Below are 12,604 nucleotides of genomic sequence, written 5' to 3'. Positions count from 1 at the left end.
GTGACGTATTACCCGATATAAGTTAACTCCTCTGGCTGAAGTTTCGCCTTTATCATCGTCACTGTCACCGATAAGTGGACACTATGCAGATTGAAGATCTCCGGATTTACGTCGCCGTGATGCATGCTGGCAACTTTACTGCAGCGGCTGAGCATCTGATGTTATCGAAACAGTATGTCAGTCGCCGCATGGCCGCGCTGGAGGCGTCATTAGGAGTACGACTCCTGATCCGTAATACCCGTAAACTGTCTGTAACGGATGCAGGTTTACTGTTCGCGCAACATGCTCAGCGCATTCTGGATGAGATTCAGGAAGCAGAACTGGCGGTGTCAGAGCAGCAGCAGACGCTGCGCGGTACCTTCCGGATCAATCTGCCGATGTCCTTTGGCATGAGCCACCTCTCTCCCCTGATCGCTGAATTTCTGAGTCATCAGCCGTCATTGCAGTTTCATATTGAGCTGGCTGACCGCTATGCCGATGTGATTGGCGAAGGCGTTGATATGGCGATTCGCATCGGTACCCTGGCTGATTCCACGCTGATTGCCCGTCCGCTCGGCGAGCTGAAGCGGGTTATCTGCTGCAGCCCCCGCTATCTGGAACGTGCGGGTACCCCGCAGCAGCCAGAAGCCCTGCTGCAACATGCCTGTCTGCGCTACGGACGGGAAGGTCAGAATGGCTGGGAATTGCAGGTCAATGGTAAACCGAAGTGGCTGGCGGTGCAGGGCCCGATGGTGAGTAACAATGGCGAGGTCCTGCGTGATGCCGCACTGGCAGGCTTAGGACTGGTATTGTTACCCGCCTTTATTGTTGAGACAGCCCTGCAACGCGGTGAGCTGGTGACCGTGCTGGACAACTATCTGCCGCCCCCGCTCTCCCTGAATGCGGTTTACCCGCAGCACCGTCAGCGCAGCGAAGTAAACCGCCAGTTACTGGCCTTTCTCCAGGCGCGTTTAGCGTCGTGACAGCACTAAAGTTTTTTTAATGCCGCAAAGACTCTGGCGACAGCGACGGCACCCGGATCAGACACGCCGTTGAGGTTAGTACTGTTAAGATAAGATGAGCGGCCCGCTTTTGCTTTCCCCATACTGGCGGTTGCATCACTGCCCTGCTGTGCCGCATCAGCCGCCTCTGCCAGCGGTTTACCCGCCACCAGTGCCTCGATAGCCGGTTGCAGCGCATCAATCAGCGTGCGATCCCCTGGTTGTGCCCCGCCATATTGCTTCATCTTCTCCAGACCCTGCTGCAGGGCCGCGGGCAGCGCATCCCCTTCGGCCAGCTGCTGCGCAGCAGCGGTGAAAAAGATCGCCATCAGCACGCCGCTGGAGCCGCCCATCACCGTCGCCAGTCGCTCACCCGTCACCGCGAGCAGATCGGGCAAGGCATTTAACGGCAGCTGATTATCTGCACATTCGCGCTGAATCTGGCGTGCTCCAGCAGCAAAGGTCGAACCGGTATCGCCATCACCGACCTGCGCATCCAGTTTGTTCAGTTCGCTTTCGCTGGCGATCAGGGTTTCACAGATGCTGTTAACAAACGCAGCTACTGTCGGGTTATCTGAGGGTTGAGCCGGATGCGCTGTTGCCTCTTTTGTCGCGTTAACCGGCTGCAGTGGCGCGATCTTAACCGCCTGAACCCAGCCGGTGACCTCAACCGGCGCGCAGATCGCCTCTTCGAACAGCGGTGTCAGTGTCATGGAGGTGACGGAAAAGCCTTTCATGTCCAGCGCGGTCATCAGCGGAGCCGGGCCAATCAGATAATCACTGCCCCGGCTGAGCGGCGACTCAATCAGATCCCGCGTGACCAGACTCATCTCCAGCGCGGACATGCCGCCAAGATTATTGACTAACAGCGCGCGTGGCTGGTCGTTGCGCGGCATCACTTTCTCCAGCAGATGCTTCACAATCTGCTGACTGTTTTGCGTCTGCATTACATCAACACCCGGTTCGCCGTGAATCCCCAGCCCCATTTCAACGCTGCCACCTGGCACCCGCTGGCCGGTCTGTTCATCCGGCAGATGGCAGCTTGAGAGCGCAACGCCCATGGTAGCGATAGCACGACTGGCTGCCTCTGCTGCCTCGGTCACCGCTGCCAGGCCATCACCCCTCTCTGCGACGAAGCCCGCCACTTTATGCACCAGCAACGTGCCCGCTACGCCGCGTGGCTGAGGATTATCGGGCAACGCAACATCATCACCGACAATTACCATATTGACGCTGAATCCTGCTTTGCGTGCTTTTTCAGCCGCCAGCCCAAAGTTGAGTCGATCGCCGGTGTAGTTTTTGACAATCAGCAGACATCCCGCCTCACCGGTGATGTTGATGATGGCGTTATAAACCGCGTCCACGCTGGGAGAGGCAAACACATCGCCACAGACGGCTGCCGTCAGCATCCCTTTGCCGATAAAACCAACATGCGCCGGTTCATGACCTGAACCGCCACCGGAGATCAGCGCGACCTGCTGTTTGTTCCAGTCCTTGCGCATCACGATGCGAATGCGCGGATCGACCTGCAGCCGCACCAGGTTGCGCCACGGGCTGGCGTAAATCATGCCATCTAACGCGCTGTCGACGAGATCATCCTTTTTATTCATTACGAATCGGGTCATGTCTTTTTTCCTCATAGGCATACGTGTTTGCTGATGAAGCAGTGTTACATACCACTGACGACAGTGAGAAACCCATCAACAGGTCTGTAGTCTGATTTCAGACATACCGCACGAAAACAAGCTGGTACAGGCGCAGTGATTTTTGCTAATTGATTGATTTTTATCAAATGTCTTTACCTGAAAGTGAGAGGTTCTGCGCAGAACATGAACCGGGGATCACGGATGGTAAAAATTCATTTGTTAACAGAGGATGTTTTAATGACCCAACGTATGATTCTCAATGAAACCGCCTGGTTTGGTGCGGGTGCTTTGCGCCATCTGCCGGAAGAGGTGCAACGTCGCGGGATGCGAAAAGCACTGATCGTTACTGACAAAGCGCTGGTCGCGGCGGGTGCGCTGAAGCGGGTGACCGATCTGCTGGCGCAACATCAGCTTGACTGGGCGGTGTATGATGAGGTGGTGCCGAATCCTACCATTCGGGTTGTGCAGCAGGGTGTTGCGGTGTTCAGAGAGTCAGGAGCCGACTACCTGATCGCCATCGGTGGCGGTTCACCACAGGATACCAGCAAGGCTATCGGCATTATTATTAATAACCCTGAGTTTGAAGATGTCCGCAGTCTGGAAGGCGTCAGCCCCACCCGCCATCCGTGCGTGCCGATCATCGCCATCCCGACAACCGCAGGCACAGCCGCAGAAGTGACGATAAATTACGTCATTACCGATGAAGAGAATCGCCGTAAGTTTGTCTGTGTCGATCCTCATGACATCCCGAAAGTGGCAATTATTGATGCGGAGATGATGGCGAGCATGCCAGCTTCGCTGAAGGCTGCGACGGGTATTGATGCCTTAACCCATGCCATTGAAGGCTACATCACACGCGGTGCCTGGGCTCTGACCGATATGCTGCACCTCAAAGCCATTGAGATTATCAGCCAGTCACTGCGCGAATCGGTGGCAGGAAATGTTGAGGCGGTTGAGCAGATGGCGCTGGGACAATATGTGGCCGGTATGGGTTTCTCCAATGTCGGTCTTGGTCTGGTGCATGGCATGGCACACCCGCTGGGCGCCTTTTACAATGTTCCGCACGGCGTAGCAAATGCCATTTTGCTGCCGCAGGTGATGGCGTGGAATGCCTCGTGCACTGGCGATAAATATCGCGACATTGCCCGCGCAATGGGTGTGAAACAGGTCGAGTCATTGTCACTGGATCAGGCGCGGGAAGCGGCGGTCGCCGCGGTTCGTCAGCTCTGTCGCGATGTAGGTATTCCCCGCTCGCTGCGTGAAGTGGGCTTGAAAGAGGTAGATATCCCTTCTCTGGCACAGGCGGCACTGGATGATGTCTGTACCGGCGGCAACCCACGTAATCCGGACCTGGAGGAAGTGATGGCGTTATACCACCAGAGTTAAAGCGCATACCCTTTAGTTATGCACTGCCGATAACGTACCCGTCCACGCTGGCGGGCTTTTTTCACATCATGGGAACGGTTAATCCGGGAGCATTCGCCAGGCATGATCTCTGGGCGTTTGTGGCGGCCGCACAGGGGTTTTCTGCGTTATTTCGACCCCGTTTCAGCCTGAAATCGCCTGCTGTTATAGTGCAGTTCAGAGACGGAATTACGGGCTTAAACCATGATTTCTTTAGATCCTAAACGCCGCCCCTCTTGATCTGGATCACAAAAATCCGCATCATGCGCAGCGAAAACCTTAATGACGCTGCGGAGATATCGATGACACTGTACCAGGGTATGCTTATTTTCTATGCCGTTGTTGCACTGGTCGCTACGCTGATCACGTTCTTCATCGCCAAAGATAAGCTGAGCATCAAACTGCTGAGCGCCTTTCTGGTGGGTGCCACCTGGCCGATGAGTTTTCCTGTCGCCCTGATGTTTGCGCTGTTTTAGTTGACAATATTCCCTTAGATACCACACTCAGGTAAGACGTCCCTGACCTGCAAACCGCTGATCACCGACGTGGCCCTGTTCATGACGGTTAATAAGGAGCGGCTATGCGCGTTGTCAGTGTGATGATTCTGGTTTCTCTCCTCAGTGCCTGCAGTGCCCCATGGCACGCTGAGAAACCGGTCCCGGCGGCCGAAACCCGTCAGCAGACCTGCCAGCCCGGCACCAATCCCAGCCAGAATGACTGCGGTCACTTCCCTGAACCTGAATTCCACTGATCGGTAAATCGGCCAACAGTGCTGCGAGATCGCATTTGCGCTATCTCATAGCATTACAAGGCTTTACACTCCGCTAACCGGTCAGTAAAGTAGCGCCCAGACATCAATTCTGATGCGTAAGCGTTAACGTCAAGCAACGCCCCCGCAGCAATGCTGCCTGTGATGATCCCTGCCATGATGCCTGTACAAGATCCAGTTAAACCTCTCGCTGCATTTTCCAGCGCCACGTTTTTTTTGTTCGTCCTGCTGCTCACTGCGGCTAATCTTCGTGCGCCAATTACCGTCGCGGGTCCGGTACTGCAGGATATCCGCGAGACCTTTGGTCTCAGCGCCGGTGAAGCGGGACTGTTTAATTTTATTCCCCTGATGCTGTTTGCCCTGCTCGCTCCGCCCGCCGCCTGGCTGGGAAATCGCATCGGCCTGGAGCACAGTTTATGGGGCGCGCTGTGCCTGATCACGGCCGGTTCGCTGTTGCGCTGGCAGCCGGCTGAAGCGGCATTATGGGGCGGAACACTGCTGCTCAGTGCAGGCATTGCCGCCGCCAACGTGCTGCTCCCGCCACTGATTAAACGCGATTTCACCGCCCACACCGCCAAATATATTGGCCTGTATGCCGCCACCATGTCGATTACCGCCAGTCTGGCTTCCGGCATTGCCGTGCCGCTGAGCCATTTATCCACGGCGGGCTGGCGACTCTCGCTGGTGGTCTGGGCGCTGCCGGGGCTGGTTGCGCTGCTTGCCTGGCTGCCGCTGTTACGTCAGCGGCAGTCAACATTAGCGCCCGACGACGCGCCTGTTGCCCATCGTCATCCGTGGCGCTCGACGGGCGGCTGGCAGATTGCGCTGTTTATGGCGCTGCAGTCGCTGGCGTTTTATACCCTGATCGATTGGTTTACTGTGTTTGCTCAGGATAATGGCTTCAGTCAGGCCAGTGCGGGCTGGCTGCTATTCTGGTATCAGGCGATAGCTATCGTCGCTAACCTGGGCTGTATGATGGCGCTGAAACGGGTCAAAGATGCCCGGTTCACCGCATTTATTGCCTCATCGGGTATTTTCCTCGGCATGCTGGGTTTGCTGCTTAATCCGCAGTGGGCCGCCCTCTGGCTGACACTGGCTGGACTGGGCGCGGGCGCATCGCTGGTGCTTTGCCTCTCGCTGTTTAATCTGCGAGCCACCAATCATCGCCAGGCCTCACAACTGTCGGGCATGGCGCAGTGTGTGGGTTATGCGCTGGCGGCACTCGGGCCGCTGTTCTTTGGCATGCTTCATGAGCAGAGCGGTAACTGGACACTGCCCTTCGGCGTGCTGGTACTGCTGAGCCTGTTGCAGATGCTGCTGGCTCCGCTGGCAGCGCAGCCAAAATCTATCAGCTGAACTTGCGGCCCAGCCGCTAACAATTAATGATTCGCCGGCCGCGGATGCGGACAGCGAGAATCGACGGGAGAAGGTGCGTGTCTGAACTGAATAATGCTCTGCTGCAGGCGATCCTGGACCAGGTGCGTCCGCTGGTTCATCAGGGAAAGGTGGCTGACTATATTCCTGCGCTGGCGGATGTGGCGGCCGACAACCTGGCGATTGCGGTTTGCCTGCGTGACGGCACGCTTTTTCAGGCAGGTGATGCTGAGACGCGCTTTTCGATTCAGTCGATCTCCAAAGCGCTGTCACTGACTGTCGCGCTGACCCGCTATGAGGACAGCGAAATCTGGCAGCGGGTCGGTAAAGAGCCGTCAGGCCAACCCTTTAATTCGCTGGTGCAGCTGGAGCTGGAACAGGGCAAGCCGCGCAATCCGTTTATTAATGCCGGTGCGCTGGTGATCTGCGATCTGCTTGAAACCCGACTGACCGCCCCACGTCAGCGAATGCTGGAAATTGTGCGCCAGCTGAGCCAGCAGCCCGATATCAATTATGATCGCCACGTTGCCCGCTCGGAGTTTGAACACTCTGCCCGCAATGCCGCCATCGCCTGGCTGATGAAGTCGTTTGGTAATTTCGATAACGATGTCACCAGCGTCATGCAGACCTATTTCCACTATTGCTCGCTGTCGATGAATTGCATTGAGCTGGCCCGCACGTTTATCTATCTGGCAAATCAGGGTAAAACGCTGGATGGCAGCCAGATGATCACACCGCGTCAGGCGCGGCAGATTAACGCGCTGATGATTACCAGCGGGATGTACGATGGCGCAGGCGAGTTTGCATGGCGTGTCGGAATGCCGGCTAAGTCAGGTGTGGGTGGCGGGATTATTGCCATTATTCCTGGCGAAATGAGCATTGCCGTCTGGTCACCCGGCCTGGATAGTGCAGGTAATTCGCTGGCCGGAACCGCTGTGCTGGAATTGCTGACCGACAAGCTGGGTCGATCAATATTTTGATTTTGAGCGCGCACATAACAGGCACGCCTTAATGAAAGGCGATGGGGTTCCCAGGGTTCCGGAAGCTGATGTTATATTTTCAGTGCAGTGCGCTGGCGATTTGAGCCCTAAGCGATAATCAGCACTCAAAAAATTTCTTAGTGCGAAATCTGCGCCAGATCGTCTTCATTCAGACCGGTCATCTGCATAACGGTATGGCGATCCATCCCACTCTTCAGCATGGTGCGGGCAATTCTCAGGCTCGCCCCACGAACACCTTCTTTTCGTCCCTGTTCGATGCCTTTCTCAAGCCCTATCTGCTCAAGCTGTTGTGCAATAGTCATAAGCGCCTTCTCGTGTTGGGGCACACGCCGTGCCAGCTACAGTACAAAGGCTTTGGCGTCAGATGCTTCGCCTGCCTGAACCATGTAGTGTACCAGCGAAATCACCTGTGATGAAGAGTGATCGCCTGCCATCAAAATGGATACCCGCCTGTCCATCAGCTCTGCAATATCCCGCTGCCGGATGTGCTTTTGCAGCAGGGTCAGAGCCGCCATGCTGCGGTGTTGAATGATCTCATCGTCAGGAATCACCGTGACATCGACCAGCGGAAAACTGTGACTGTAAAGCCTGTCCGCCAGCACCGGAGCGTCGAATTCATCCAGCCACCGGGTCGAATAGGGATAGGGAGTGCGTCTGCCTGTGTAAAACAGGATGGGTATCACCAGCGGCAATCTCTTATGCCCTGCTTCAAGATGGCGCTGCATAGCAGCCACTGCATAACGCATCAGCCGAAATGCCATATGTTTGTCAGGTGCTGACTGATGCTCAATAAGTACATGGATATATCCATCGCCAGCGGTTGTTTTAAGACTGTAAAGCACGTCGCTGAAGTACTGCCGAAGGTCATCCTCCACAAACGACCCCGACTCCAGCTTCAGCGTGCTGAGATCACAGCGTTCGCGCAACTCTGGCGGCAGGTGCAGTACCATGAAATCGCGGGCAATATCCGGCTGAGTCAGAAATTGCCGGAATGTCGCATCATGAGGCGTGGGCGTGCTGTTCTTCTTTTTCACTGGCCAGAATCCTTTCTGTTCCTGAAGCGCTTACAACGGCTGATTCAGCCAGTAAAAGGCGCTAATTCCTGTAGCGCACGAACGTTTAAAACACTGATGGAGATAACGAAACTAATAACCTGATTAATAAACCCTGTAAAACGCGTTACCTGAATTCTACGAGGTTGCTCTGAATATCAACTCATGCCGGGCATTAAAACTATTCCGCCAGGCTTAGCTCACCACATTAACCGGTTCGCCCTGAATGAAGGCCGAGATATTAGCCATCACACCCGTTACCAGATTATCCACGCCGCTGCGACTTGCCCAGGCAATGTGCGGTGTCAGGAGCAGATTTGGCAGATTTGCCAGCAGCGGATTATCGATTGCGGGCGGTTCGCTGCTCAGCACATCCAGCGCCGCGCCCCCGATAACACCCTGTTTTAACGCGTCGGCGAGATCGGCCTCGTTAACCAGTCCGCCGCGAGCGGTATTAATCAGCAGCGCATGCGGTTTCATTTCCTCCAGCGCCTGACGATCGATCATCTGACGAGTGCTTTCACTCAATGGGCAATGCAGCGAAATAATATCGCTGGTCGCCAGCATCTGCTCAAAGCTGACATAACCCTCACGCACTCTGTCACTGCCTTTACGCTCGGCGTACTGCACCTGCATACCCAGGGCCTGGGCTAGCCTGCCGACCGCCAGACCGATATCACCTCTGCCCGCGATACCGAGTGTGGCGCCGCCAATGTCCGCTATCGGCTGACGATGCAGACAGAAGTGCTGAGCCTGCGGCCAGTCGATGCGGGTATTGCTGGCATAAGCCATCATCTGACGGCACAGGGCAAAAATCGCTGCGATTACTGCCTCTGAAACGCTCTGGGTTGAGTAGCCAGGAACATTACTGACCACGATGCCACGTTCCCGACAGACGTCCAGGTCAATACAGTCATAACCGGTCGCCGCAACACAGATAAAGCGCAGTTCGGGTAGCTGCTCCAGGGTATCAGCTCGCAGCGGCACCTTATTGGTGATAGCGACAGTCGCCCCAGCAAGCGCTGACACGATGTCACTGACCGACGTCTGGGGCCGAATCTCCCAGTCAGCATTCTGCTGCCCGGTCGGCAGGGATAGAGGCAGCGTGTTGCCATCCAGCATTACAATTTTCATTCTCAGTCCTTTATGGGTTCGGTTTAAACGCAGCCGAATCATTAATGTTATTTGTATGTGTTCTGTGGGTAACATCTAAGTTAAATGATGCTGAAATTAAAGTGAATATGTTCAAAGAGTGCGAATTTTTTCGGAACAGATGCCACTTTATTTAACCCTTTTATTCCCTTCGCGTTACACTGCCGCCCTGAATTCTGACCCCTTGCGCCCGTTGAAATAATGCAGAGATCCTCCATCAGACAACGACTCACTGCCGGTATTGCGATACTGGCCGTGCTGCTGTTGTTTGTTGCTCCCATGATCTCAAAGAATCTGGCTGAACATCGCGCCACACTGCAGGATGCCTCGGCTATGAGCGCAGAGATGCCGATGATGGATCATCACAGCGAGATGTCGATGGCAGATCACGGGATGATGATGGGTTCGGGCTTTGCCTGTGGCTACTGCGATTTACTGGTGCATGTGCCGCTGATGCTCTGGGTTTTTATCCCGTTTATCTGGTGGATGAGCCTTATCAGCCGCGCCCTGCCGCCTTCTGCCATTCATTCGCCTCAATGGCGACGATTATTGCGCCTTCACCGACCGCGGGCACCACCCTGTTTTGCGTCACACTCACTGCTTACTGATTCGATTACGTGACAACGTCACCAAATCGCCTTTGTCTTTTCAAAAGTGTGGAATGCTATGTCCTCTAATCGGGAAATGTCCCCTGCACCAGGCGGCACCGTTTTTAATCTTTTTCGCCGCCTGCATTTTTATATTGGCCTGTTCATTGCGCCGTTTATTTTCGTCGCCGCCCTCACCGGTACGCTTTATGTTCTGACGCCACAGCTGGAACAGGCGATTTACCACGATGCCCTGACCACTGACGCGCAAGGTGTGGCACAACCGCTGTCAGCCCAGATTGCCGCTGCTCGTGCCCGGGCCGGTGAAACCGCACGCATTTACGCCGTGCGTCCCGCACCGGGCCCGCAGGATACGACCCGTGTGCAATTTGCTGAGCCTCAGTTGGGTCCATCTGAGTCGCGATCGCTGTTTATCGATCCCTACACCCTGCAGGTGAAAGGCGATATGACGGTGTATGGCACCAGCGGCGTGTTGCCGCTGCGCATGTGGCTGGATAAGCTGCATCGCGGCTTGCTGCTGGGCGATTTTGGCCGTAACTACAGCGAACTGGCGGCTTCGTGGCTGTGGGTCGCCGCGCTGGGTGGGATAGTTTTATGGGCCGGCACCCGCCCGCCACGCACCCGTAAGAAAGTACGCAGCGGCTTTGCGGCAATGCGTCACTGGCACGTTACGCTGGGTCTGCTACTGGCCGTCGGCCTTGTCTTCTTCTCAGTCACCGGGCTGACCTGGTCACAGTGGGCGGGCAACAACATTGATAAAATGCGCAGCGACTTCGGCTGGACAACGCCGCAGGTCAATACTGCATTGAACGGTAATGCGCCTGCCGAAGCCGCCGACCCACATGCTGACCATCGTGGTGCGATGGAAGGGATGACGATGTCCGGGATGACCATGCCAGCGAAAACCGCGGCGCCGGTGATCCTGAACCAGCCGAATGCCAGCTGGGATCAGGCACTGGCGGCTGCACGTCAGGCCGGACTTCACGCCACGAAACTGGAGTTGCGCCAGCCTAAGAACGCTGAACAGGCATGGACGGTTTCAGAGATTGATCGCAGCTGGCCGAGCCAGGTCGATGCAGTTTCCATCAATCCGGTTAATTTCAGCGTGGTCGATCGTGTTGAGTTCGCCAGCTTCCCAATGGTGGCGAAACTGACCCGCTGGGGCGTGGATGCTCATATGGGCGTGCTGTTTGGCCTGCCTAACCAGCTGATTCTGGCACTGTTCGGCTTTGGTCTCTGCACGATGATTGTGCTGGGCTACCGAATGTGGTGGATACGCCGCCCGGCTGTTCCTCAACTCAGCCCATCGCAGACGCTGTTATCCGCCTGGCTGGCACTGCCGCGCTATGCGCAGGGCACCAGCCTGATCGTGATGCTGGCGCTGGGCTATGCCCTGCCCGTGATGGGTGTCAGCCTGCTGGTACTGATACTGTTGGATATTCAGCGCTGGCGTAGCGCGCAGCGTGCGTCGGTCGTCCGGGTAGAAATTGCGCCGGATAAACAGTCGCCGCTGGCTATCGTTCAGTCGCGCTTTGCCGGTAAGCGTAAAGAGATGCGCTATTTTCTGCGCAGCGTGACGGTGCTGGCGCTGATTGTCATTACAGTGATGGCCAATGCGATGATTGGCGGCGTGATCGATCAGTATCAGATCCCCTTCAGTCACTGGTCGCTGACCATGTATATCACCCAGGCGATGATGATCCTGCTCTACTCCACGGTCTTCACCGGACTATTGTCGATTCCACTCTGGTATTTCTTTCTGGGTGAGAGTGACGAACAGGGTAAATAAGCTGCCAGCACGGCAAATTGTGCATTAATCAAAATAACTGACGAAGCCGGGCAAATATCCCGGCTTTTCATTCTCTGCCTGAAGTCTATGATCGTTGTTATCAGACACTTTCTTTAAGAGCTAATCATGAACATTGTGCGAGCGAATCCTGAACAACTGTTTGAGTACGGTCCTTTTACCGTCCGTCGTCAGCGACCTGGTGAGACCTTGAGCCCCCTGGTCAGTGTTGACCTGATGTCGCTGAAACTGGATGCCCGGATTCCGATGCAGGAGCATCAGGATGAAGAAGTATTCACTTATCTTTGGCGCGGTTCGATGCAACATCAGGATAGCAACGGCGAGCGTACCCAGCTCTCCGCAAAGCGGGTGATGGTGGTGAATGCAGGTGATGGCGTTCAGTACGAAGAGTCGGTGCCGTTGTATGAAGCGGAGCTGTTGCAGGCCGTTATCCGGCCCTCACAGCCCGGCGGTGAAGCAATGACCCAGGTGCTGGAGCGCGATCAGGGCATCATGACAAATGGCTGGACCGAACTGGCCGGGCCGGAAGAGTCTGACGCCCCGCTGGAACTGCGCCAGGAAGTTTATATCTACGACACGCTGCTGGAGCGCAACCATACGCTCGACGTGCCGTCGATACCGGGTTTTGTCGCTTACCTTACCGTGCTTGAAGGGATTATTCGCATCGGCGATCACCGGTTGGGTCGCGGTGATGCCGTCAGTGGGCTGGATTCAAGCATTGAGATCGTGGGCGATCGGGATGCCAATCTGGTCTGCTTCCTGGTGAAGTCCGATAATTTTGCATAAGAAAGCGCGGGAAAACTCCCGCGCT

11 protein-coding genes and 1 pseudogene are annotated in these 12,604 nt (G+C 55.7%); 9 read left to right on the top strand and 3 right to left on the bottom strand.

What is annotated here, in order from left to right:
- Positions 1-83: 83 nt before the first annotated feature.
- A complete protein-coding gene (locus AC2LB6_RS01750; RefSeq protein WP_490092162.1) occupies positions 84-962 on the top strand; it encodes a LysR family transcriptional regulator in 879 nt (292 codons plus the stop codon).
- A 5-nt stretch (positions 963-967) separates the two neighbouring features.
- Here AC2LB6_RS01750 and AC2LB6_RS01745 read toward each other — a convergent pair whose 3' ends face one another.
- Positions 968-2,605 (bottom strand): dihydroxyacetone kinase subunit DhaK, encoded by a 1,638-nt coding sequence (locus AC2LB6_RS01745; RefSeq protein ID WP_490092161.1) that lies wholly within the window; start codon positions 2,603-2,605, stop codon positions 968-970.
- A 258-nt stretch (positions 2,606-2,863) separates the two neighbouring features.
- Between AC2LB6_RS01745 and fucO the strand changes: the two genes are divergently transcribed.
- The 5 genes from fucO to glsB all read left to right on the top strand — a co-directional run bounded on the left by fucO (position 2,864) and on the right by glsB (position 7,153).
- Positions 2,864-4,012, top strand: coding sequence for a lactaldehyde reductase (fucO, locus tag AC2LB6_RS01740; protein ID WP_490092160.1), 1,149 nt, complete (start codon positions 2,864-2,866; stop codon positions 4,010-4,012).
- Positions 4,013-4,332: 320 nt separating this feature from the next.
- Complete coding sequence (locus AC2LB6_RS01735) at positions 4,333-4,506, top strand: GhoT/OrtT family toxin (protein WP_008924737.1); 174 nt, start codon at positions 4,333-4,335, stop codon at positions 4,504-4,506.
- Between the two features lie 104 nt (positions 4,507-4,610).
- On the top strand, positions 4,611-4,781 hold the full coding sequence (locus AC2LB6_RS01730) for a YdgH/BhsA/McbA family protein (protein ID WP_165439248.1): 171 nt from the start codon (positions 4,611-4,613) through the stop codon (positions 4,779-4,781).
- Between the two features lie 174 nt (positions 4,782-4,955).
- On the top strand, positions 4,956-6,155 hold the full coding sequence (locus tag AC2LB6_RS01725) for a CynX/NimT family MFS transporter (RefSeq protein WP_490092159.1): 1,200 nt from the start codon (positions 4,956-4,958) through the stop codon (positions 6,153-6,155).
- Positions 6,156-6,199: 44 nt separating this feature from the next.
- Entirely contained in the window at positions 6,200-7,153 is a 954-nt protein-coding gene (glsB, locus tag AC2LB6_RS01720) for a glutaminase B (protein ID WP_490092158.1), read from the top strand.
- Positions 7,154-7,290: 137 nt separating this feature from the next.
- On the opposite strand, the pseudogene AC2LB6_RS01715 reads toward glsB, so the two are convergent.
- Both AC2LB6_RS01715 and AC2LB6_RS01710 read right to left on the bottom strand, forming a co-directional pair.
- Positions 7,291-8,208, bottom strand: a pseudogene (locus tag AC2LB6_RS01715) (Rpn family recombination-promoting nuclease/putative transposase).
- Between the two features lie 213 nt (positions 8,209-8,421).
- Positions 8,422-9,360, bottom strand: coding sequence for a D-2-hydroxyacid dehydrogenase (locus AC2LB6_RS01710; protein WP_490092157.1), 939 nt, complete (start codon positions 9,358-9,360; stop codon positions 8,422-8,424).
- Between the two features lie 219 nt (positions 9,361-9,579).
- Between AC2LB6_RS01710 and AC2LB6_RS01705 the strand changes: the two genes are divergently transcribed.
- From AC2LB6_RS01705 to AC2LB6_RS01695, 3 genes are all read left to right on the top strand, one after another.
- Positions 9,580-9,999, top strand: a complete 420-nt coding sequence (locus AC2LB6_RS01705) for a DUF2946 domain-containing protein (RefSeq protein ID WP_490092156.1) — start codon at positions 9,580-9,582, stop codon at positions 9,997-9,999.
- Between the two features lie 45 nt (positions 10,000-10,044).
- Positions 10,045-11,775, top strand: a complete 1,731-nt coding sequence (locus AC2LB6_RS01700; RefSeq protein WP_490092155.1) for a DUF2534 family protein — start codon at positions 10,045-10,047, stop codon at positions 11,773-11,775.
- Positions 11,776-11,901: 126 nt separating this feature from the next.
- A complete protein-coding gene (locus AC2LB6_RS01695; protein WP_490092154.1) occupies positions 11,902-12,579 on the top strand; it encodes a pirin family protein in 678 nt (225 codons plus the stop codon).
- The last annotated feature ends 25 nt before the right edge of the window (positions 12,580-12,604 follow it).

The sequence above is a fragment of the Pantoea sp. RCC30.1 genome, assembly GCF_058148845.1.
The sequence above is the reverse complement of the archived record's forward strand: the minus strand, read 5'-3'. Positions and strand labels throughout refer to the sequence as shown.

Excerpts from the sequence above, each read along its gene's own strand:
- AC2LB6_RS01725 (WP_490092159.1), top strand. The coding sequence starts at position 4,956 with ATGATGCCTGTACAAGATCCAGTTAAACCTCTCGCTGCATTTTCCAGC.
- AC2LB6_RS01700 (WP_490092155.1), top strand. The coding sequence starts at position 10,045 with ATGTCCTCTAATCGGGAAATGTCCCCTGCACCAGGCGGCACCGTTTTT.
- AC2LB6_RS01710 (WP_490092157.1), bottom strand. The coding sequence starts at position 9,360 with ATGAAAATTGTAATGCTGGATGGCAACACGCTGCCTCTATCCCTGCCG.
- AC2LB6_RS01705 (WP_490092156.1), top strand. The coding sequence starts at position 9,580 with ATGCAGAGATCCTCCATCAGACAACGACTCACTGCCGGTATTGCGATA.
- AC2LB6_RS01750 (WP_490092162.1), top strand. The coding sequence starts at position 84 with ATGCAGATTGAAGATCTCCGGATTTACGTCGCCGTGATGCATGCTGGC.
- glsB (WP_490092158.1), top strand. The coding sequence starts at position 6,200 with ATGCGGACAGCGAGAATCGACGGGAGAAGGTGCGTGTCTGAACTGAAT.
- AC2LB6_RS01730 (WP_165439248.1), top strand. The coding sequence starts at position 4,611 with ATGCGCGTTGTCAGTGTGATGATTCTGGTTTCTCTCCTCAGTGCCTGC.
- AC2LB6_RS01735 (WP_008924737.1), top strand. The coding sequence starts at position 4,333 with ATGACACTGTACCAGGGTATGCTTATTTTCTATGCCGTTGTTGCACTG.
- AC2LB6_RS01695 (WP_490092154.1), top strand. The coding sequence starts at position 11,902 with ATGAACATTGTGCGAGCGAATCCTGAACAACTGTTTGAGTACGGTCCT.
- fucO (WP_490092160.1), top strand. The coding sequence starts at position 2,864 with ATGACCCAACGTATGATTCTCAATGAAACCGCCTGGTTTGGTGCGGGT.
- AC2LB6_RS01745 (WP_490092161.1), bottom strand. The coding sequence starts at position 2,605 with ATGACCCGATTCGTAATGAATAAAAAGGATGATCTCGTCGACAGCGCG.